Source organism: Tritonibacter sp. SIMBA_163 (assembly GCF_046535935.1).
Classification (GTDB): Bacteria; Pseudomonadota; Alphaproteobacteria; order Rhodobacterales; family Rhodobacteraceae; genus Epibacterium; species Epibacterium scottomollicae.
This window is the reverse complement of sequence record NZ_JAWJBP010000003.1, coordinates 315,059-335,372: the sequence shown is the minus strand read 5'-3', so window position 1 is coordinate 335,372 and position 20,314 is coordinate 315,059. Positions and strand designations below refer to the sequence as shown.

General features: G+C 63.8%; 14 protein-coding genes. 8 read left to right on the top strand and 6 right to left on the bottom strand.

From position 1 onward, the window contains the following. Positions 1–62 precede the first annotated feature (62 nt). On the bottom strand, positions 63–2,963 hold the full coding sequence (locus R0J92_RS08535; RefSeq protein WP_411051417.1) for an ABC transporter transmembrane domain-containing protein: 2,901 nt from the start codon (positions 2,961–2,963) through the stop codon (positions 63–65). On the opposite strand from R0J92_RS08535, the gene R0J92_RS08530 reads away from it, so the two are divergent. After that, positions 2,844–3,149: a hypothetical protein gene (locus R0J92_RS08530; protein ID WP_411051368.1), complete on the top strand. Its 306-nt coding sequence runs from the start codon at positions 2,844–2,846 to the stop codon at positions 3,147–3,149. The two genes, R0J92_RS08535 and R0J92_RS08530, sit on opposite strands and share 120 nt — an antisense overlap. A gap of 201 nt (positions 3,150–3,350) precedes the next feature. Further along, positions 3,351–3,740 (top strand): DUF3307 domain-containing protein, encoded by a 390-nt coding sequence (locus R0J92_RS08525; RefSeq protein WP_106161868.1) that lies wholly within the window; start codon positions 3,351–3,353, stop codon positions 3,738–3,740. A 118-nt stretch (positions 3,741–3,858) separates the two neighbouring features. Here the strand turns inward: R0J92_RS08525 and R0J92_RS08520 are convergent, their stop codons facing one another. Then, a complete protein-coding gene (locus R0J92_RS08520; RefSeq protein ID WP_411051367.1) occupies positions 3,859–4,449 on the bottom strand; it encodes a type 1 glutamine amidotransferase family protein in 591 nt (196 codons plus the stop codon). Positions 4,450–4,560: 111 nt separating this feature from the next. Continuing rightward, entirely contained in the window at positions 4,561–5,019 is a 459-nt protein-coding gene (locus tag R0J92_RS08515) for an Lrp/AsnC family transcriptional regulator (RefSeq protein WP_106162304.1), read from the bottom strand. A 160-nt stretch (positions 5,020–5,179) separates the two neighbouring features. Between R0J92_RS08515 and R0J92_RS08510 the strand changes: the two genes are divergently transcribed. Then, positions 5,180–8,596 (top strand): indolepyruvate ferredoxin oxidoreductase family protein, encoded by a 3,417-nt coding sequence (locus R0J92_RS08510; protein WP_411051366.1) that lies wholly within the window; start codon positions 5,180–5,182, stop codon positions 8,594–8,596. 113 nt (positions 8,597–8,709) lie between these two features. Here R0J92_RS08510 and R0J92_RS08505 read toward each other — a convergent pair whose 3' ends face one another. After that, positions 8,710–9,384 carry a TetR/AcrR family transcriptional regulator gene (locus R0J92_RS08505; RefSeq protein ID WP_411051365.1) on the bottom strand — a complete coding sequence of 225 codons (675 nt, stop codon included), beginning with the start codon at positions 9,382–9,384 and terminating at the stop codon, positions 8,710–8,712. 92 nt (positions 9,385–9,476) lie between these two features. Next, a complete protein-coding gene (locus R0J92_RS08500) occupies positions 9,477–10,106 on the bottom strand; it encodes a glutathione S-transferase family protein (RefSeq protein ID WP_411051364.1) in 630 nt (209 codons plus the stop codon). 392 nt (positions 10,107–10,498) lie between these two features. Here R0J92_RS08500 and R0J92_RS08495 point away from each other — a divergent pair, with 392 nt between their 5' ends. From R0J92_RS08495 to R0J92_RS08475, 5 genes are read left to right on the top strand one after another with little or no spacing between them, the layout of a single operon-like run. Continuing rightward, entirely contained in the window at positions 10,499–12,271 is a 1,773-nt protein-coding gene (locus tag R0J92_RS08495) for a dipeptide ABC transporter ATP-binding protein (protein ID WP_411051363.1), read from the top strand. Beyond that, positions 12,264–14,186, top strand: coding sequence for an ABC transporter substrate-binding protein (locus R0J92_RS08490; RefSeq protein WP_411051362.1), 1,923 nt, complete (start codon positions 12,264–12,266; stop codon positions 14,184–14,186). Before R0J92_RS08495 ends, R0J92_RS08490 begins: the two co-directional genes overlap by 8 nt. Next, the gene (locus R0J92_RS08485; RefSeq protein WP_106161854.1) at positions 14,186–15,214 is read left to right on the top strand and encodes an ABC transporter permease; all 1,029 of its coding nucleotides are present in this window, start codon (positions 14,186–14,188) and stop codon (positions 15,212–15,214) included. The genes R0J92_RS08490 and R0J92_RS08485 overlap by 1 nt, the downstream gene beginning before the upstream one ends. Beyond that, positions 15,211–16,368 (top strand): ABC transporter permease, encoded by a 1,158-nt coding sequence (locus R0J92_RS08480; RefSeq protein WP_106161852.1) that lies wholly within the window; start codon positions 15,211–15,213, stop codon positions 16,366–16,368. Before R0J92_RS08485 ends, R0J92_RS08480 begins: the two co-directional genes overlap by 4 nt. Continuing rightward, on the top strand, positions 16,365–17,717 hold the full coding sequence (locus R0J92_RS08475) for a CoA transferase (protein ID WP_411051361.1): 1,353 nt from the start codon (positions 16,365–16,367) through the stop codon (positions 17,715–17,717). The genes R0J92_RS08480 and R0J92_RS08475 overlap by 4 nt, the downstream gene beginning before the upstream one ends. A gap of 184 nt (positions 17,718–17,901) precedes the next feature. Here R0J92_RS08475 and R0J92_RS08470 read toward each other — a convergent pair whose 3' ends face one another. Further along, positions 17,902–20,238: a mechanosensitive ion channel family protein gene (locus R0J92_RS08470; protein WP_411051360.1), complete on the bottom strand. Its 2,337-nt coding sequence runs from the start codon at positions 20,236–20,238 to the stop codon at positions 17,902–17,904. Between the last annotated feature and the right edge of the window lie 76 nt (positions 20,239–20,314).

Here is a 20,314-nt window from a genome sequence, read left to right as displayed (position 1 = left end):
ATATCGCGCCGATCCGCCGCACGATCGGGCGCGGTCGGACCGGCAGATCATCTGCCTGCAGGCTAACTGGAAACGTAGCCCGCAACCACCTGCAGCAGCTTGAAGGCCGTGTTGGCGTCGTTCTCCACCACCGCGAGGAATTCCTCCTCACCGATCCGCAGGCAGGTGAGGTCGCTTTCGGCGATCATCGACAGGGCGCGGGGTTCCTTGCGGATCAGGCCCAGCTCGCCCACTAGGCGGCCGGGGCCGACCTTGGCAATCAGTTGCCCCTCCGCGCCCTCGTCTTCGGCCGGCAGGTAGAGCCCCGCCTCCCCTTCGATGATCATATAAGCGCCGTCGGTGGCCGCATCATCCTTGTGGAAAACTGCCGTGCCCGGCGTGGCCTCGAACCAACGCGCCCCAAAGGCCAGCAGGCGCAGCTGACGACGATTGAGACCGGAGAACAGTTCGGTGCTCTCCAAGGCGCGTAGCTTGCGCGACAGGTCCGCCGCGGCGGCGCTGTCCTCATCGACAGCCTCACGCACATCGGCGCGTTCGTCCTTCAGGCGGCCCTGGCGCATCTCGAAGTAGTGATCGAACCGGTCGGGGTCGCGAAAGGCAGGTTCGAGGAAAATCAGCGTGGTGTCCGGCAGCAGGTCCCGCAGGTTGTCCTGCATCGCCCGGCGGGTGTCGCGATCAAAGCTGGCCAAGGCACTGTCGAGGATCAGGATGTCCGGGCGTTTGATTGAGGCCCGGCAGAAGGCCAGCGGCTCGGCAAAGCTCTGCCCCAACCCCTGGCCGCCGACGGAGACCGGCAGCTCGAAAATCAGCTCCACCACCATTTCGCGCACGCCTGCCTTGTCGATCACCTCGGCGACTGCGCGCCGCAAATCCTCAACGCGCGCCCCGGCGCTGTCGGAAATCTTGCCGAAGATGGCATTCTCCAACACCGTGAAACCGGGGGCAAATTCGCTCTTGCTGAGCGGCACGAAGATGTCATCAAGCGTGTCCAGCAATTCACGCCCATGACTGTCACGCAAGGACAGGATGCGATCCTCGATTTCGGTGCTGAAGGCCGGTCCCAGCGCCTCGGCAGAGATCGAGAAAGGCACGATCATCATCTGCGCCAGCTCTTCCGGGTCCAGCGCCTCCGCGCCCTTGGATTTCACCTTCTGCAACAGCTGCAATGCCGCCTCATAATCCGATGCTTCCAGCCCCAGCTTGCGGAAGAGAGGATGCACCGTACCATCCATGCCGAAGATCTGCCGGAGCATCTCCAGCACGTCCTGCGCCAGATTGACCAGATCGGTGTCGAGGCCAATGCGGCGCACCGTTTGCAAAAAATCATGTTGGTCGCGCAGCAGTTCAAAGGTGATGGGCACCGAGCGCGTCGCATAAAGCAGGTTTTCCACCACCGGCAGTGTCGGGTTGTAATATTCACGGTTGTTGAAATGGGCAAAGGCATCCAGCCCGGCGTCCATCAGGGCCTGCTGCACCTGTGGGCGCAGTTTGACCAGCGCATTGGCCAGTTGTGGATGCTCACTGCTGACAAAAACCTGATCCATGCCGCGCCGCAGAAGCGCGGTGTCCGAACCAATGCCCTCGACGATGCGCAGCCACCAGTCGCGCAGCTCCTCAGCCTTTTCAAAACCGGCGATCGTCGGATCGACCCAGTTCACCCCAAACGGATCGGCGCTGTTGCCCGCCCGGATCGCGTCGCGCTGCGCCCGCGGATCGGTGGGATCTTCCAGTGGCCGGATGCGCAGCGGCATCAATACGTTTTCCCCGAAAGACCCCTGAAACAGCGCCGGTCTCGATGTGGCATGCCCGATACGAGTGGCAAGCACCATCTGGTGCAGGTCACGAATGCCGTAGCCCGCCAGTGTCACCGTGCCGGAGGCGGGCAGCACCTCGCGGGTCAGCACCTCGGCCAGGGCGCGGCGGTCCTCTTCCGACGGGGCGGCAATGCCGATCAGCTCGCCCTTAGGAAAGGTCGCGGACAATTCTTCCAGCACCAGATTGCCATCGGCATCGCGCACGCTGACCCCGTCCAGCACGATGTCGCCATGCAGATGCGGCAGCTCCTCCGGCTCACCCTGCATCAGGCGTTCGTCCACCATGTCCGGCGGCGCGAACCGCTCCAGGATCACCTCCCAGCGCAGCCCCATGTCCTGGGTCTGATTGTAATAGGTCAGCAGTTCCTTCCACGGCGAGGCCAGATCCTTGTAGGCCGCCAGCGCCGCCACCAGCGCGCCGAGCGAGACCTTGCCCTCCAGCACCAGATAACCGCCCACCGCATAGAAGAAGAACGGCGTCAGCTGGGTGATGAAGTTGTTGAGGAACTTCATGAAGAATTTCTTCTGGTAGATGTCGAAGCGGATCTCGTAGAGATGCCCCAGCCGATCCGTCACCCGCGCCATGCGGTAGCGCCAACCGCCGTTGACGCGCAGGGTCGATGCCCCCGCCGCGCTTTCGCCAATCTCGGAGGCCAATGCACGCACCTGCTGGATGCGCTTTTTGTTGAGCAGGTTGATGCGCCGCTGCAGCATTGGGATCAGCCAGCCCTGCAGCGGGATCAGCGCCACCGCCGCCAGCCCGAACCACAGGTTTTGGACAAACAGGAAATAGAGGATGGTCAGCATCTGACCCGCCTGCAGCACCGGTTGGCTGACCGCATCTCCCATCAGCCCACCCATGGGCTCGGATTCGGAGGTGATCATCGAGACAAGCTCGCCCTGGCTGGTGCGCTCGAAATAGGGCTGCGGGAATCGCAGGACACGGGCGATCAGGCTGTAGCGGAAACGGCGCAACATGCGTTCGGCCAGCACGCCCTTCATGGTGTTGATGCGCATCTTGGTCAGGCCATGCGCCAGCACCGCCAACAGGAAGGCGCCGCAAAGGATCCACAGGTAGGTGAGCTGGTCGAACTGCTGCCCCCAAACCTCGACGGTGGAGGACTGGGCGCCGATGGCGTCATTGATGATGCGCTTGGGCAGCTCCAGCGTCAGATAGAGCAGCGGAAACAGGCAGGCGGTGACCAGCAGGAGAATCAGCTGGTCACGCTTGGAGTACTTCCAGATGAATTGGAAAAGCGTGCGTTCTATGGGAAGGCTCCGAAGATCTTGCGGCTGGGCACCGGCCCGCGTGGTTTAACAAGGAAATTGACGTGATTTCCCCATGATTAGCGCGGTTTGCCCTTCTCAGGCAATGACGCAGACATGACGTGGGCGCAGCCTAGAAAGCTGGCCCTGTTACGTCTGTGAGCTATGTCACAGACAATCCAATGCGATATTTGCGATATAGAGAAAACACCGTAAGGTCCGCGAGTGACCTGCCCGCCGCACGTTGCAACTGCAAGAGGAACATCTGTTTTGCCAGAGAATGTCGGTATCGTCCTGCTGCTGATCTGCCTGTTCGAGGTCAAGCATATGTTTGCCGACTTCTACCTGCAGACCAAAAAGATGCTATCAGGCCGCTGTCAGTATTTTCATCCCGGTCGCGCCCAGCATGCAGGCGTGCATGCGATGGCCTCGGTGGTGGTCCTGTTCATCGTCGGCAGCCCGCCCTGGTTCATTGCGGTGATCTGCGCCGCGGAATGGCTGATCCATTTCAACATCGACTACTGGAAGGCGCATCATACCGAGTGTAACAAGCTGGATCCGACCCAGGGTGCGTTCTGGCGTGCCATGGGCACCGATCAGCTGCTGCATCATCTGACATACATCGGCATGACTGCCGCCTGGGCGATGGTCTCTCTCTGATCCATACCGTGCCGGTCTGCTACAGCGCCGCGGCGGGGAGGCTCCCGCCCGTGTCGGTTGCATTGAAATGCCCCCTCCCCCGTTGGGCCCGGCGCCGCGCTGACGCGCGGCGGGGGCGCTAGGCCGCATCGCTGCGCAGGGCGCGGTGCTCACCACCCAGCATTGATTTCAGCTGATGCACCGTTTCGGCCGGTACATCCAGCGCGGCCATGACCTCGGCGGCAAAGCTGACGGGCGCAGTGCCCGCCGCCGTCACCACGCGTCCATCAGAAACTGCCGTAGGCTGCTCCAGATACGTTGCTGAGCCCGCATAGCTGTCCGCATGGGTGCCGAGGAAGGCCGCATCGTTCGAGGTATGCCGCACCGCGTTCAACAGACCGGCCCGGGCCAACGCAAGGGTGCCGCCACAGATGCCCGCCACAACTGCACCACGCCGATGCGCTGCCCGCAGGACATCGACGACATCCGGCGCTTCGGGGCGTTCCCAGATCGTGCCGCCGATCACCACCAGCGCATCCGGCGCCCAGGCCTCCAGCAGGTCAAGCCCGTCAACCACCCGCGCCACCAGACCACCCATGGAGGTCACCGCGCCCGGCACTGGTGTGACAAAGCGGATTTCCAGCCCGAAATAACCCTGCCCGAGGCCACAGAGCACCCCGTATTCCCAATCCGCAAACCCCTGCGTCAGCAGCACTGCCACTTTGGTCATGTCACCCCTCTCCTTCGCCACCACTCAAGAAGGAACATAAAGTGAACACGCGAGTCGAACAACCGAGAATTCCACCGATCTGGCAAAAATCCATCGCGGCCGCGCAGCCGCTCAGGGCACCACCGGCGTGTCCCGTTTCACCGTCTTCAGGATCACATGGGTCTGCGCACTTGCAACACCCGCCAACTGGAACAGGAAACCTTCGAGAAACTGATTATAGGCTTCTAAATCCGGCGCGAGCACACGAAGATGATAATCCGCCTGCCCCGTGGTGGCATAACATTCCACAACATGGGGATTGGTCTCCACTGCACGGATGAATTCCGTCAGGTGTTCGGGCGCGTGGCGCGTCAGGTTGACCTGTACCAGCGCCTCGAACTTCAGCCCCATGGCCTTTGGCACCACGCGGGCCCCGTAGCGAGAGATGACACCTGCCTCCTCGAGCGCGCGCACTCTGCGCCACAACGCCGATGCAGACATGCTGACGGCGTCCGCGAGATCTGCGTTGGACATGCGGCAGTCTTCCTGCAGCAGCTTCAGAATGCGGCGATCACGTTCATCCAACTGCATCATGTCGAAATCTCACTCCCAAGAATCCATAATATCTGGTCCAATTTTCCGATTAACTGCCAATTTCCGCATGCTCTGGCAAGATTTTTCACATCTTTCGAATTACACTTTCAGCCACTTCATCCATTTCCCCGACCGATAGCCACTTTAAGGAGCCATCATGACCGAGCTGTCCCACGCGTTTCAGACTTACCAGCTGGAGGACCGCTATGCCCGCACCGAAGGCCGCGTGTTTCTGACCGGCACCCAGGCGCTGGCCCGGATCATGCTGGACCAGTCCCGTCGCGACCGCGCCGCCGGGCTCAACACCGCCGGATTTGTCTCCGGCTATCGTGGCTCGCCCCTGGGCGGCGTCGATCTGGAATTCTGGCGCGCCCGCGACCGGATGAAGGACGCCGGCATCGACTTCATGCCCGCGGTGAACGAAGATCTTGGCGCCACCGCCGTGCTTGGCGCCCAGCAAGCCATTCTTGACCCCGATTGCGAGGTCGAAGGCGTGTACTCCATGTGGTACGGCAAGGGGCCCGGCGTCGACCGCTCTGGCGACGCGCTGAAACACGGCAACGCCTACGGCTCCGCGCCCAAGGGCGGCGTGCTGGTGGTGGCAGGTGACGACCACGGCTGCGTGTCCTCCTCGATGCCGCATCAGTCAGACGTCGCCTTCATGTCGTGGTTCATGCCGGTGCTGAACCCGGCGGATGTGGGCGAATACCTGACGTTTGGCGAATATGGCCTTGCACTGTCGCGCTACTCCGGCACTTGGGTTGGCTTCAAGGCGGTGTCTGAAACAGTGGAAAGCGGCCGTTCGGTAGAGCTGCCAAAGGACCGCCAGTTCACCCTGCCCGACCTGCCTGACTATCCCGGCGGGCTGCACATTCGCTCGTCCGATCTGCCCTCGCCCGAGATCGAGACCCGCATCCGCGCCAAACTGCAGGCCGTGCGTGCCTTTACCGAAGCGAACCTGATCGACCGTCGCATCTATGATCTGCCAGAGGCTCGCTTTGGCATTGTCACCACCGGCAAGGGCCATCTCGACCTGATGGAAGCCCTGCGCCTGCTCGATCTGGACGAGGCCACCTGCCGCGACCTTGGCATCGACATCTACAAGGTCGGCATGGTCTGGCCGTTGGCCCGCGCCGAGGCGCTGCGTTTCGTGAACGGCAAGGAAGAGGTGCTGGTGATCGAAGAAAAACGCGGCATCATTGAAAGCCAGTTCAAGGAGTATTTCTACGACTGGCCCGGCGACAAGCCCAAGAAGATGGTCGGCAAATACCACGCCGCGGGCGAACCGCTGATCCCTTGGGTCGGCGAGCTGAGCCCCCTGATGCTGGTGCCGGTGGTGGCGGAGCGTCTGGACCGGTTCTTCCCCGAGCTGAAGCTGTTGGACAAGGCGCGCGCCCTGACCGACACGCCCCCGAACCTGCTGAACATCACTGGCGCCACCCGCACGCCCTATTTCTGCTCGGGCTGTCCGCACAACACCTCGACCAAGATCCCCGACGGCTCCACCGCCAACTCCGGCATCGGCTGCCACGTCATGGCCTCTTGGATGGGCCGCGACACCGCAGGCTATGCCCAGATGGGCGGCGAGGGCGTGCCGCATCTGGTGGCGTCGAAATACAACGGCGGCAAGCATGTGTTCCAGAACCTGGGCGAGGGCACCTGGTATCACTCCGGCTCACTCGCGATCCGGCAGGCGGTGGCGGCGGGGGCCAATATCACCTTCAAGGTGCTGTATAACGACGCGGTTGCCATGACCGGCGGTCAGCCAGTGGACGGTCCGGTCTCGGTTGCGGGTATCGCCCAGACCAGCCGCGCCGAAGGGGTGGACCGCATCGCGCTGATCTCGGATGACATCGACAAATTCACCCGCAGTGACTTTCCCGTCGGCACCTCGTTTCATGATCGCGCAGACCTCGATCTGGTTCAGCGCGAGCTGCGCGAGGTCAAGGGCGTCACCCTCTTGATCTATGAACAAACCTGCGCCACCGAAAAACGCCGCCGCCGCAAGCGCGGCACCATGGAAGACCCCAAGCGCTTTGCCTGGATCAACGATCTGGTCTGCGAGGGCTGCGGCGACTGTTCAGTTGAATCCAACTGCCTCAGTGTCGAGCCGAAGGACACCCCCTTCGGACGCAAGCGCAAGATCAACCTCTCCAGTTGCAACAAGGATTTCTCCTGCCTCAATGGCTTCTGCCCCAGCTTCGTGACGGTTGAGGGCGCCACGCGCCGCAAGAAACAGATCGCCGATCTGGACGCCCAGCGCCTGACAGCCGATCTGCCAACACCAGAGCTGCCCACGCTCTCACGGCCTTTCGATCTGCTGGTCACTGGGGTGGGCGGCACCGGTGTTGTCACCGTCGGCGCGCTGATCACCATGGCTGCGCATCTGGAGGGCAAAGGCTCCTCGGTGCTCGACTTTACCGGCTTTGCGCAGAAATTCGGCACGGTTCTCAGCTACATCCGCCTGGCAAAGACCCCCGAAGACGTGCACCAGGTGCGCACCGATCAGGGCTCCGCGGATGCGGTCATCGCCTGTGATGCGGTGGTGTCCTCCGCGCCCAAGGCCTCGGCGCATTATCGCGCCGGTGCTCAAGTGGCCCTGAACCTCGCCGAAATGCCAACCGGCGACATCGTCCTGCGCCGCGACGCGAGCCTCGACATCCCCACCCGTGCCCGCGCCGTGGCCTCGGTGGTGGGGGCCGAGAACGTCGCCGCGCTCAACGCCAATGCGGTGGCCGAGACGCTGCTCGGCGATGCGGTGTTGGCCAATGTCATCATGTTGGGCTTTTCCTGGCAGCAGGGACTGGTGCCCGTCAGCCTCAGCGCGCTGCAGCAGGCCATCGTGCTGAACGGCGTCGCCATCGAGAAAAACCAGCTGGCCTTTGCCATCGGCCGCACCTTGGCCGCCGCGCCGGACCGGCTCGCAGCACAGTACTCCGAGGACACGCCCGAAGAAGAAACGCTGCAGCAGCTGATCGACCGCCGCGCCGCCTTCCTCACCCAGTATCAGGACGCCGCTTACGCGCAGGACTATCGCGACCAGCTGGCTCGCCTGCACGCCGCCCTGCCCCGCGATCAGGCCGACAGCCTGACGACACATGCGGCGCGCAGCCTATTCAAACTGATGGCCTACAAGGATGAATTCGAGGTCGCCCGCCTGATGAGCGCCGACAGTTTCAAGGCCGAACTGGAGCGCGAATTTGACGGCGATTTCACAGTGAAATACCACATGGCGCCGCCGCTGCTAAATTTCAAAACCGACGCGCGCGGCCGCCCCGCCAAACGCGCGCTGGGGGCATGGATGTCACCACTGCTGACCCTGCTGGCCAAGGGAAAGAGCCTGCGGCAGACACCGCTCAACCCCTTCGCCTACCACGGCGAGGCCCGGATGCACCGCGACCTGCGCGATTGGTTCATGGACATCATCGAAGATATCGCCGCCCATCCGACGGCCCAAGCCTCCGACGTAATGGCGCAAATCCTCGCCGCCCCGATGGACATCCGCGGCTACGGCCCGGTGCGCGAAGAGGCCGCCCGAACCGTCAAGGCAGAGGTCGAAGCCCTGCGCGGCTGACCTCCTTCACCTTTTTTGAAAATACCTCCCGCCGGAGGCCACCGCCTTGCCCCCCAAGGGGGCAAGGCTCAAACCTACCGCGCGTCAGCGCGCCCACTGGGCAACGTTGACACTCAGCGCGACAGATCCTGCCAGAACTGTCGGCTGTAGTCGGAAAACTCGGCCAACTCATCTGCGGTCGGGGCCTGTCCGGTGAACACCTTGAGATACTCCGGCGTCATCTCCAGACGATAATCATGGCTCTCCTCCGGTTCCGCCATGTCATAGCCCAACTGCATGTAATAGAGCACCTTGGCCCGGGTCACCGCCTCCCGCTCGCCGCAGCCGTAGCGGGCGAACATCTCCGTCAGCGCCGCCACCCGCGCCGCATCCCCGTCCCGCATCCGTGCCAGCACCGCATCCGAGCGGCGGGCCCAGTCGCGCACCGCAAAATCCAACGCCGTGTTGAACAGCGCCGGGTTGGCGATACAGCGAAAGATGTTCAGGACCGCGCCGGTAATCCGCTCTGCTGGCACCGCCGCCTGGGCGATCAGACCGGCGGTATTGGTCTCTTCCCAGCGGGTCAGCAGCGCATCCAGCAGGTCCTGCCGCGATTTGAAATACCAGTAGAAGGATGACCGCGAGACCCCCATCGCCTCGGCCAGCGCCAGCACCTTCACCCGCTCCTCCCCGTCGCGGATCAGCACATCCAGACCGATGTTGAGCCAGTCGTCACGGGTGACCTTGATATTGCCCACCAGGGGCGCGGCCTCGGGATCATCGCGGTGCAGCAGCGGTTTCGGTGTCATCAGGCCCTCGGTCAATCAGGCGCACGTCCGGCGCGCAGGCACAGTGCCCCGCCCCGTCCGCCGGTGCAAGCCACGCCGCCCGCCGCCGGCACTCAAAGCGCCGCACTGGGCCGGGCTGCAATACGGGCCTGCCAATCCAGCGTCGCCTCATGCGACTGCGGCACCGGCATTTTGATAACGCGGGCAAAATCGACAAACACAAAGGCGGTGATATCGGCAAAGCTGAAGTTCTCGCCCGCCAGATAGGGCACCTGCTGCAAGCGCGCCTCCAATAAACCAAAAAACGCCTCTGCTCGCGCCCGGCCCCGCTCCGCCAGCGCCGGGATCTGAGGGCAGTCCACAGGGCCTGGCACCGCGCGGTTCTCAAACGCCGGATGGCTGTTGCGCAGTGCCTCGGCGATGGGCAGGCCGCCCTGCTGCTCGACCATGGCGTTCCACATCATCACCAGGCCCTTTTCCCGCGCGCCGCGCCCCAGCAGCGGCGGCTCTGGCTGTAGCGCCTCAAGATAGGCCGCAATCCCGAGGTTCTCGGTCAACAGCGTGCCGTCGTCCAGCTCAAGCGCTGGCACCATGCCGTGCGGGTTGATGGCGCGAAACTCAGCACTCAGCTGTTCGCCCTTCGCGATGGATATCTCACGCACCTCCGGGGTGAGACCCTTTTCGGCAAGCACCATCCGCGCCCGACGCGGATTGGGAGCGGTGGAACAATCGAAAAAGATCATGCGGATCTCCTGCTGATATGTTTGAGTCTGACCACAGGCTACAGGATGAGCACCGTCGGAGAGAAGAAACGTCACGTCCAGCCACAAGGGCCTGCTCAGAACGCGCATGGCGCCGCGCCCACACCTCATGTCGCGCCCCACGCCGGGCGCCAGACGCGGCGGAACCGGCACGCGGCTTGTCGCGTTAGTGTTGCAACCGCGCCCTATCAGCCGTGTCGTCGCCCCGCTGCGCCGCGGGAATGGGCCGCAGTGTCACATTTCACTCTGAGACGGTGGCCGTTGGGCAAATGACATTTGACTACAAGGGCCTGCCCGCGCGAAGGTATGGCGAAAAACTAGGGAGAACACTCATCACAAGTCCTGCGCAGCGGCCGCATGACGGGAGCATCTGAATGCGCCCCCTTCTGTCGGTTGAAGATCTCAGTATTGGGTTCGGGAAGGACACACCGGTTGTCCGGAATGTGAATTTCGCGGTGAACCCCGGCGAAACGCTGGCGCTTGTCGGCGAGAGCGGCTCTGGCAAGACCATCAGCTGTCGCGCCGTGCTGCGCATTCTGCCGCGCACCGCGCGCCTGCACTCGGGCCGCATGATCTTGAGCGGCAGCGACGGCGATCTTGATCTGGCGCGTATCAGCGAACGGCAGATGCGCCGTGACGTGCGCGGCAACCGCATCGCGATGATCTTTCAGGAACCGATGCGTTCGCTGTCGCCACTGCACCGGATCGGCAATCAGGTGGTCGAGGTGATCCACCTGCATCGCTCCACCTCCGAGGCCGACGCCAAGCGCGAGGTGCTGGAGTGCTTCGAGCGCGTCGGCTTTCCCGACCCGGAGCGCACCTGGCGCTCCTATCCGTTTGAACTCTCGGGCGGCATGCGCCAGCGCGCGATGATCGCCATGGCCATGGTCGCCAAGCCTGACCTGCTGATCGCCGACGAGCCGACAACGGCGCTTGACGTGACCACTCAGGCGCAAGTGCTGGGGCTGATGAAGGAGCTACAGCAGGAAACCGGCATGGCGATGATCCTGGTGACCCATGATCTCGGCGTGGTGGCCAATATGGCCGAACAGGTGGTGGTGATGCACAAGGGCCGCGTGATGGAGGCTGGCCCCGCCGAGCCGATCCTGCGCGCGCCCGCCCATCCCTACACCCAGCACCTGTTCAACGCCGCCCCCAAGATCCCCGAGGCAATCTGCCCCCTGCGCGACGGCACCGAGGATCTGATCCTCGAGATGCGCAACGTCACCAAGACCTTCACCATGCGATCCGGCAAGAGCTGGAGCAAACCGACGCTGGTGCGCGCCTGCGAGAACGTGGACCTGACCCTGCCGCGCGGCAAGACGTTGGCCATCGTCGGCGAAAGCGGCTCCGGCAAGACCACCGCCGCCCGCATCGCGCTTGGCGCCGAGACGGTGGACCCCGGCGGCGAGATCCTGTTTCGCAATGCCCCCGGTGCTGCACCGCTGAAGGTCCATGACATGGATCGCGCCCGCCGCCGCCTGTTTCAGAAACAGGCGCAGATGGTGTTTCAGGACCCGTATTCTTCGCTCAGTCCCCGCCAGCGTATCATCGACACGCTGGCCGAACCGCTGGAGATCCACGGCATCGGCAACCGCGCCGAGCACAAGGCCCGCGCCGCCGAGATGCTGCGTCTGGTCGGCCTGCCCGTGGATATGCTGACACGCTTTCCGCATGCGTTTTCCGGCGGCCAGCGCCAGCGCCTGTCGATCGCCCGCGCGCTGATGCTCGACCCGAAGCTGCTGGTCTGCGACGAGCCGACCTCGGCGCTGGATGTCTCGGTGCAGGAGCAGATCCTGACCCTGCTGGAAGACATCCGCGACGCCCGCCAGCTGTCCTATCTCTTCATCAGTCACGACCTCGCCGTGGTCGCCCGCATCGCAGACGAGGTCGCAGTGATGCGCCGGGGTCTGATCGTCGAGCAGGCCCCGCCGGAAGTGCTGTTTCATGACCCCAAACACCCCTATACCAAGGCGTTGATCGCCGCTCAGCCGGTTCCGGACGTGGACCGGCCCATCAACCTCAAACTCGTGGCTCAGGGCGCCGGTGCGCCCGAAAGCTGGCCGGAGGCCTTCCGCTTTGTCGGACAGGACGCGCCGCCGCTGATGCCACTGGACCCCGGACATAAGGTGCGCTGCCATGTTTAACGCCCGAACCCCGCTTTTCTTCACCTCCGCGCTGGCCTTTGCCGTGGCGCTGCCGCTTGCCGCCCTTGCCCAGCCCGCCCTGCAGGAAAGCGCCTTTTGGAGCCATGAAGTCGAGGCCGGTGACCTGCCCCCCGTGGCCGAGCGTGTCCCGGCAGAACCACTGGTGGTGAACGTCGCCGCCAAGGGGCGCACGCCCGGCGTTCAGGGCGGCACGCTCAACACCATGGTCACCCGCTCCAAGGACATCCGCCAGATGGTGGTCTACGGCTATGCCCGGCTGGTGGGCTACAATGAGGCCTATGACCTGGTGCCCGACATCCTCGAAAGCTTCGAGAATGAAAACAACCGTATCTTCACCCTGAACCTGCGTGAGGGGCACAAGTGGTCCTCCGGCGATCCATTCACCTCGACCGATTTCGAATACTGGTGGAAACACATCGCCAACAACGCCGAGCTGAACCCCACCGGCCCGCCGGATTTCGTCCGCGTCGAAGGCGAGCTGCCAGAGGTGACATTCCCGGACGCCTCCACGGTTGTCTTTGAATGGAGCCGGCCGAACCCCAGCTTTCTTCAGGTTCTGGCGCAGGCCGCGCCGCCCTTCATCTATCGCCCCTCCGCCTATCTGAAGCAGTTCCACAAGGATTTTGCCGAGCCAGAAGCGCTGCAGGAGGAAATCGACTACGCGCGAGTCAAGAGCTGGGCCGCACTGCACAACAAGCGCGACAATATGGACAAGTTCGACAACCCGGACCTGCCCACGCTGCAGCCCTGGCTCAACGCCACTGCCGGCAAGAAGATCCGCCATCAGTTCGTGCGCAACCCCTATTACCACCGCATCGACGAGAACGGTTTGCAGCTGCCCTATATCGACACGGTGGAGATGGAGATCGTCTCCGGCGGGCTGGTTGCGGCCAAATCCAACGCGGGCGAGGCCGACCTGCAGGCGCGGGGCCTAGATTTCCGCGACATCCCGATCCTGCGCAAGGGCGAGGCCAATGGCGGCTATCGCACCGAACTCTGGTCCTCCGGCACCGCCTCGCAGATCGCGATCTACCCCAACCTCAACTCCGGCGATGAGGTCTGGCGCCAGACCCTGCGCGACGTGCGCGTGCGCCGGGCCTTGTCGGTGGCCATAAACCGCGCCGCGATCAACAAATCTCTCTATTTCAAACTGGCCAAGCCCGGCGCCATGACGGTGCTGGAGCAGAGCCCGTTCTTCGACCAGAGCCTGCGCGATGCTTGGGCCCAATATGACCCGGAGCTGGCAAACACGCTGCTGGACGAGGCCGGATTGGTCGAACGGGACGGCTACGGCATCCGCCGCCTGCCCGATGGCCGCCCGATGGAGCTGGTGATCGAGACCGCCGGCGAACGCCAGGAGGTGGAGAACGCGTTACAGATCATCACCGATGACTGGCGCGACGTGGGCGTGAAACTGGTGATGCGCCCGCTGGACCGCGACATCCTGCGCAACCGGGTGTTCTCCGGCACCACCATGGCCTCGGTCTGGTACGGCTGGGACAACGGTCTGCCGCAAAGCTATACTTCGCCCGCCTACCTCGCGCCCACCGATCAGGTGTTCCTGTCCTGGCCCAAATGGGGTCAGTTCTACCAGACGGGCGGCTCCGTGGGTGAAGCCCCCGATCTGCCCGCCGGTGAGCGCCTGATGGAGCTGCTGCACGACTGGAACCTCGCCACGGATGCCACCATGCGCGCCGAAGCCTGGCGCGAGATGCTGCAGATCCACGCTGACAATGTCTTTGCCATCGGTCTGGTCGCAGGTGCGCCGCAGCCCGTGGTGGTCTCCGACCGGTTGCGCAACGTACCCAAAACCGCGATCTGGGCCTGGGATCCGGGGGCGCATTTCGGCGTGCACCGGATGGATGAGTTTTTCTTTGAGGATGGCGAAGGCTGATGCAAATCCTCCGCTACGCGATCTACCGGTTCGGCACCATGCTGCTGACCCTGCTGCTGGTTTCGGTCCTGGTGTTCTTCATCATCAACCTGCCACCGGGGGATTTCCTGTCAAACCAGATCGCGGAGCTGCGCGCCACCGGACAGGAGGCGGGCGTCGCCAAGGCCGAATTCCTGCGCCGCGAATACGCCTTGGATAAACCGCTGTGGCAGCAGTACTTCATCTGGATGGGGATGCTGCCCGGCCCGCACGGGTTTTCCGGCATGCTGCAGGGCAACTTTGGCTGGTCGTTCGAATTCGACCGCCCGGTGTCCGAGATCGTCGGCGACAGCCTCTGGCTCACCGTGCTGGTGAACCTCGCAGCGGTGCTGTTTGTCTATATGGTGGCGCTGCCGCTCGGCGTGCTGGCGGCCGCCAAGTCCCGCACCATGATCGACTATACCGCTGCCTTCATCGGCTATCTCGGTCTGGCCACCCCGAATTTTCTGCTGGCGCTGATCCTGTTCTACTACGGGCATCAATACCTCGACCTTCCCATCGGTGGGCTGATGGCACCGGAATTCGAGGGTGAACCGATGAGTTGGGACAAGGTCAAATCGATCCTGATCCACCTGATCGTGCCGACCTTCGTGATCGGCACCTCCGGGGCCTCGGCCATGATGCAACGCCTGCGCGCCAACATGCTCGACGAGCTGGGCAAACCTTACGTGGAGACCGCCGTGGCCAAGGGCATGCGCCCCTCGCGGATGCTGGCGAAATATCCGCTGCGGGTGGCCTTCAACCCCTTTGTGGCCGATATCGGCAACCTGCTGCCCGCAATGGTCTCAGGCTCGGTTCTGGTCTCGGTGGTGCTGGGTCTGCAGACCATCGGCCCGGTCTTGCTGCAGGCGCTGAAATCGCAGGACATGTTCCTGTCGGGCTTTGTGCTGATGTTCGTGGCGCTGCTGACCTTGATCGGCACGATGATCTCCGACGTGTTGCTGGTCCTCCTAGATCCGCGCATCCGCTATGAGGGCCGCGATTCATGAGCCAGGAATACCCCGATGGCCGCTACGTCGACGATGCGCCCTATGATGCAAACGCCTCCATCCGCGAGCTGGAGCGCAAGGATCTCGACGCCCCCAACTGGGTGCTGATCTGGCGTAAGTTCAAGACTCACCGTCTGGGCCTGATCTCCGGCGTGTTCCTGTTGTTCTGTTATGTGATGCTGCCCTTTGTCGGCTTTATCGCCCCCTACGGACCAAACGAACGCGATGCCGAACACCTCTACTCGCCGCCGCAATCGGTGAACCTGTTTCACGAGGGCGAATTCCTCGGCCCGTTCATCTATCCGCTGACCTCGGAGGCGGATCTTGAGACGTTTCAATGGGTCGTGAAGCCTGACTATGACAATCCCCGGCAGATCGAGTTTTTCTGCGAGGGGGCAGAATATCGCCTCGCCGGGCTGATCCGCGCCGATACACATCTGTTCTGCGCCCCGGAGGGCGCTACGCTGTTCCTCTGGGGCTCTGACCGGCTGGGCCGCGACATCTTCAGCCGCATCCTGTTTGGCGCGCAACTGTCGCTGACGGTGGGTCTGATCGGCATCACCGTGTCCTTTGTGCTGGGCATTTTCTTCGGCTCGGTTGCGGGCTATTTCGGTGGCAAGATCGACTGGGTCATCAACCGGGTGATCGAGATCCTGCGCAGCCTGCCGGAGCTGCCGCTCTGGCTGGCGCTTTCCGCCGCGGTGCCCTCCACATGGTCGCCAGTGGCGGTGTTCTTCATCATCTCGATCATCCTCGGCATATTGGACTGGCCGGGGCTGGCGCGCTCGGTACGGGCCAAATTCCTCAGCTTGCGCGAAGAGGAATACGTCCGCGCCGCCGAGATGATGGGGGCCTCGTCGGGCCGGGTGATCAAGAAGCACCTGTTGCCCAACTTCATGAGCCACCTGATCGCGTCGGCCACCCTGTCGATCCCGGCAATGATCCTGGGCGAGACGGCGCTGTCGTTCCTCGGGCTTGGACTGCGCGCGCCCGCCGTGAGCTGGGGCGTGATGCTCAATGACGCGCAGAACCTCGCCAATATCGAGATCTACCCCTGGACCGCGATCCCGATGCTGCCGATCATCGTGGTGGTGCTGGCCTTCAACTTCCTCGGCGACGGTTTGCGCGACAGTTTGGACCCCTATCAGCAATGACGTTTCTCAGCTCTCTCCCGGCTGCTGATCGCTACCACATCACCGGCACCGGCCACCGCCCCAGTGTCTATGCGGTCTCGGAACTGGCCAATGCCGCGCTTGGCGCGGTGGGTCTGGCGCTGGCCGATCTGATCGCCGCGCTGAACCTCGCGCCGACAGCGCCGGAGGTCACGGTGGACCAGCGGCTGGCGTCACTGTGGTTTGGCTATTCCTTCCGTCCCGAGGGCTGGGAGATGCCCGCGCTCTGGGACCCGATCGCCGGGGATTATGCCTGTGCCGATGGCTGGATCCGCCTGCACACCAACCTGCCGCACCACCGCGCAGCCGCCCTCTCGGTGCTGGACTGCACCGAGGATCGCGATGCGGTGACCGCGGCGGTGGCACGCTGGGACGGCGATGCACTGGAGCGCGCGGTCGTCGAGGCAGGCGGTGTCGCTGCTGCCATGCGCAGCCGCGCCGACTGGATGGCGCATCCGCAGGGCAAGGCGGTGGCGCAGGAGCCGCTGGTGGATTGGATCAAACCACGCCGCGTGGTGCTGCGCGACCGCCCCGCCGCCTGTCTCGCCCGGCCGCTGGCGGGGCTGCGGGTGCTCGATCTGACGCGGGTGCTGGCCGGTCCGGTCAGCACCCGCACGCTGGCCGGGTTCGGCGCCGATGTGCTGCGGATCGACCCGCCGGGCTGGGACGAGCCGGGCGTCTTGCAGGACATCACCCTGGGCAAGCATATGGCGCAGCTGAACCTGCGCGGGACGTCAGGCCGCGAGCGGCTGAAGGAGCTGCTGGCCCGCGCCGATGTGCTGGTGCATGGCTACCGCCCCGGTGCGCTGGATGCGCTGGGGTTGGACATCGCCACCCGCGACGCGATCGCCCCCAACCGGGTGGAGGTGACGCTGGACGCTTATGGCTGGACCGGCCCCTGGGCGGGACGGCGCGGATTTGACAGCCTGGTGCAGATGAGTTCGGGCCTTGCCGATGCGGGCCGTGTCTGGGCCGGAGCCGACAAGCCCACACCGCTGCCGGTGCAGGCCCTCGACCACGCCACCGGATATATGATGGCAGCGGCTGTACTGACTGCGCTCAGACAAGCTGCCAGCGGCGCCGAGACCGCCGTGGCCCGCCTGTCGTTGGCCCGCATGGCCGAAGAACTGGTCACCCTGCCCAAATCGCTGGCCGGGGTGGAAATCGCGGCGGCGGATGAGGCTGATTACGGCGATCATGAGGACAGCGGCTGGGGGCCTGCCCGCCGCCTGCGCGCGCCGCTGTCGCTCGCGGGCTGCCACATGGGCTGGAGCTTGCCCGCCACCCCGAGCGGCACCGACGCCGCCGACTGGCCCGCACCCCACTTCTGAGCCTTCCGACCTATCCCAAAGGATCAAGCGATGTTTCGCTTCGGGCTTTGCCCGAAGCGACCCGCGCCGCGCGCGCCCCATTCGGGGCGCGCGCGGCGCTTGGCCCAACTGCCAGCGAGGCGCAGGGCACCTGCGCATTCAGCATGGCAGGCGGGAGCGCCCCCGCATGCCTTCTGCGCCAGCGTCAGCGGTCGTCGCCGCCGCCATCATTGGCATCCATCAGATCATCCTCGATCGCCGCCTGCGCCGCCCCAAGCGCTGCATCGCGCTTGGCCGGGGCAACCTTCTCGCCACTGTCGTCAACCACCCGCACGGTGACCTCGCGGTGCGCGAACTTGATGCCTTCGCGCTCGAACAGGTCACGGATCTCCTGGAACACCTTCTTGCGCACCAGCCACTGATCGCCCGGTTTGGTCATGAACTTCACCCGGATGATCATCGCCGAATCCTGCATCTCGATCACGCCCTGCGACTTCAGCGGCTGGATGAAGTTGTGGCCGATCACCTCATCCTGCAACAGCTCCTTGCCGAGGGTCTTGATCAGCTTGCGCACCTTCTCCACATCGGTGTCATAGGTCACCCGCAGCGGCAGCTTCATGATCACCCAGTCGCGGGAGTAATTGGTCAGCACCTGGATCTCGCCAAACGGGATGGTGTGCAGGGCGCCCAGATGATGGCGCAGTTGAAATGAGCGCACCGAGATCTTCTCCACCGTGCCCTTGACGCTGCCGATGTCGATGTATTCGCCGCGCCTGAAGGCATCGTCGATCAGGAAGAAAGCGCCCGAGAAGATATCGCGCACCAGGGTCTGCGAGCCAAAGCCCACCGCCAGACCCACCACACCGGCACCGGCGAACAACGGGCTGACATTGATGCCGATCTCCATCAGCACGATCAGGATGATGGTCACCACCACCACGGCCAAAATGGCCCCACGGAACAGCGGCAAGAGGGTCGCCAGCCGACTGGCGCTGCTGCCACCGCCCTCATCCCCCAGCTCCCCTTCCGGCTGATCCTGCGTTTCCTCTTCGATCTTGCTGTCGATCCAGATGCGCGCGACATGGAAGACCAGATAGCCGATGAACAGGATCACCAGCACGTCGATCACCCGGTCCAGCCGCGGAGCATCCTGCAGCGAGAACTCGGGATCCCAGACATAGATCAGCGACACTGCACCGACGAGAAAGGCCAATATGCCAGCCGCCCGGCGGGCAAGATCCCGAAAGGTTGCGATCGGGTGCTTTGGTCGTTCATGCGCAGGGGCCTCGCCCTCGTCAACGCGATCATCCCAGTCATCGGAGGCCGTCTGCGCTACAAGAACCCGACGGTGCGTGCCGAACTGCTCGATCACATAATTGGTGAGTCCATAGACCACCAAAATCGAGGTCATCACCGCGAACAGCCCCATCGTGGGCGGCACCGGGCTTGGGTTCTCCAGGACCAGATCAAAGGTCAGAGCCAGCCAGCCGAAGGCAACATACAGGATCACCAGCGGCGCCCAGATCCAGCACAACAGGCGGATCGGCCAGGCCACGGCAGCACGCGGGCCGGAGCCCATGATCGCGCCGGAGATGGCCCGGGCATTGAACAGCACCAGCAGGATCGCCAGCACAGAGGATGCCAGCATCAGAATGGCATAGGCCAGCGCGTAAATATTGTAGTTGAGGCCGAAGTCCTGCACCCAGGTTGCAACCATGACCGCGGCAAAATCAAAGGTCGCCAGCCCCGACAGCCAGAAATAAAGCCGCCGCGCCTCCCGGTCCCCCAGCGACGGGATACGGTACTGGCTGAGATAAGGCGACAGCACCATGCGCCACAGATCAGAGAGGGTGCGCGCGGCAAAGAAGGTCAGATAGACCGCAAGCGAGGTGAACTCGACCGAAACATCACCGGATGCTCCAAAGACCAGCAGCGTCACCAGCAGCGCGAAGATCATCGCGAACAGCGTCGCGCCCAGCCCGGCGCCAAAGCGGATCAGCAGGAAGGGCATCTTGCCAGCGTAGCCTTCTGGCGCGTCTTCGATCCGGCTGACCACGAAGCGCTTGATCAGCCGCTTGCCGTAGATTTCAGTCGACAGCCAGCGCCCGATCAGCAGCAGCACCGTGGTAACAATCACCACCTCGACAAAGGTCATGATGCGCCCGTCGGGACTGGTGGCGCGCAGGATATAGGCCATCTCATTGTAGGAATTGGGCAGCGCTGCCAGACGCTCGTTGAGCTTGGCCCGGAAATCGCGCACCTCGGTCTGGGCCTTCATCATCGTCGATGCGCCGCCCATGACGCCAGGCTCCGTCGCCATCTCCGCTTCGGCGTCCGCGCGCGCAGCGGCGTCGCTCAGCGGACGCCCGCGACCGTCCAGGATCACCACACCAACCCCGGCCTCGGAGGCTTGGCGGATGGCCTCTGCCAGTCCATCCCCCTCGACGGCGACACTGTCCTGCGCCTGCGCCGCCCCGACGACAAGCAGACTCATCATGGCCGTCAACAGCCACGCGCGTAGAACAATCATCAGGCTTGGCATGCGTCGCGTTCCCTTTCCTTGGGTGATTTTCTCACCACATTAGGCAAAAACGGGCGGCAAGTATCGCTTTTGCGTA

Excerpts from the sequence above, each read along its gene's own strand:
- R0J92_RS08530 (WP_411051368.1), top strand. The coding sequence starts at position 2,844 with ATGCGCCAGCACCGCCAACAGGAAGGCGCCGCAAAGGATCCACAGGTA.
- R0J92_RS08520 (WP_411051367.1), bottom strand. The coding sequence starts at position 4,449 with ATGACCAAAGTGGCAGTGCTGCTGACGCAGGGGTTTGCGGATTGGGAA.
- R0J92_RS08515 (WP_106162304.1), bottom strand. The coding sequence starts at position 5,019 with ATGCAGTTGGATGAACGTGATCGCCGCATTCTGAAGCTGCTGCAGGAA.
- R0J92_RS08510 (WP_411051366.1), top strand. The coding sequence starts at position 5,180 with ATGACCGAGCTGTCCCACGCGTTTCAGACTTACCAGCTGGAGGACCGC.
- R0J92_RS08505 (WP_411051365.1), bottom strand. The coding sequence starts at position 9,384 with ATGACACCGAAACCGCTGCTGCACCGCGATGATCCCGAGGCCGCGCCC.
- R0J92_RS08500 (WP_411051364.1), bottom strand. The coding sequence starts at position 10,106 with ATGATCTTTTTCGATTGTTCCACCGCTCCCAATCCGCGTCGGGCGCGG.
- R0J92_RS08495 (WP_411051363.1), top strand. The coding sequence starts at position 10,499 with ATGCGCCCCCTTCTGTCGGTTGAAGATCTCAGTATTGGGTTCGGGAAG.
- R0J92_RS08490 (WP_411051362.1), top strand. The coding sequence starts at position 12,264 with ATGTTTAACGCCCGAACCCCGCTTTTCTTCACCTCCGCGCTGGCCTTT.
- R0J92_RS08485 (WP_106161854.1), top strand. The coding sequence starts at position 14,186 with ATGCAAATCCTCCGCTACGCGATCTACCGGTTCGGCACCATGCTGCTG.
- R0J92_RS08480 (WP_106161852.1), top strand. The coding sequence starts at position 15,211 with ATGAGCCAGGAATACCCCGATGGCCGCTACGTCGACGATGCGCCCTAT.
- R0J92_RS08475 (WP_411051361.1), top strand. The coding sequence starts at position 16,365 with ATGACGTTTCTCAGCTCTCTCCCGGCTGCTGATCGCTACCACATCACC.
- R0J92_RS08470 (WP_411051360.1), bottom strand. The coding sequence starts at position 20,238 with ATGCCAAGCCTGATGATTGTTCTACGCGCGTGGCTGTTGACGGCCATG.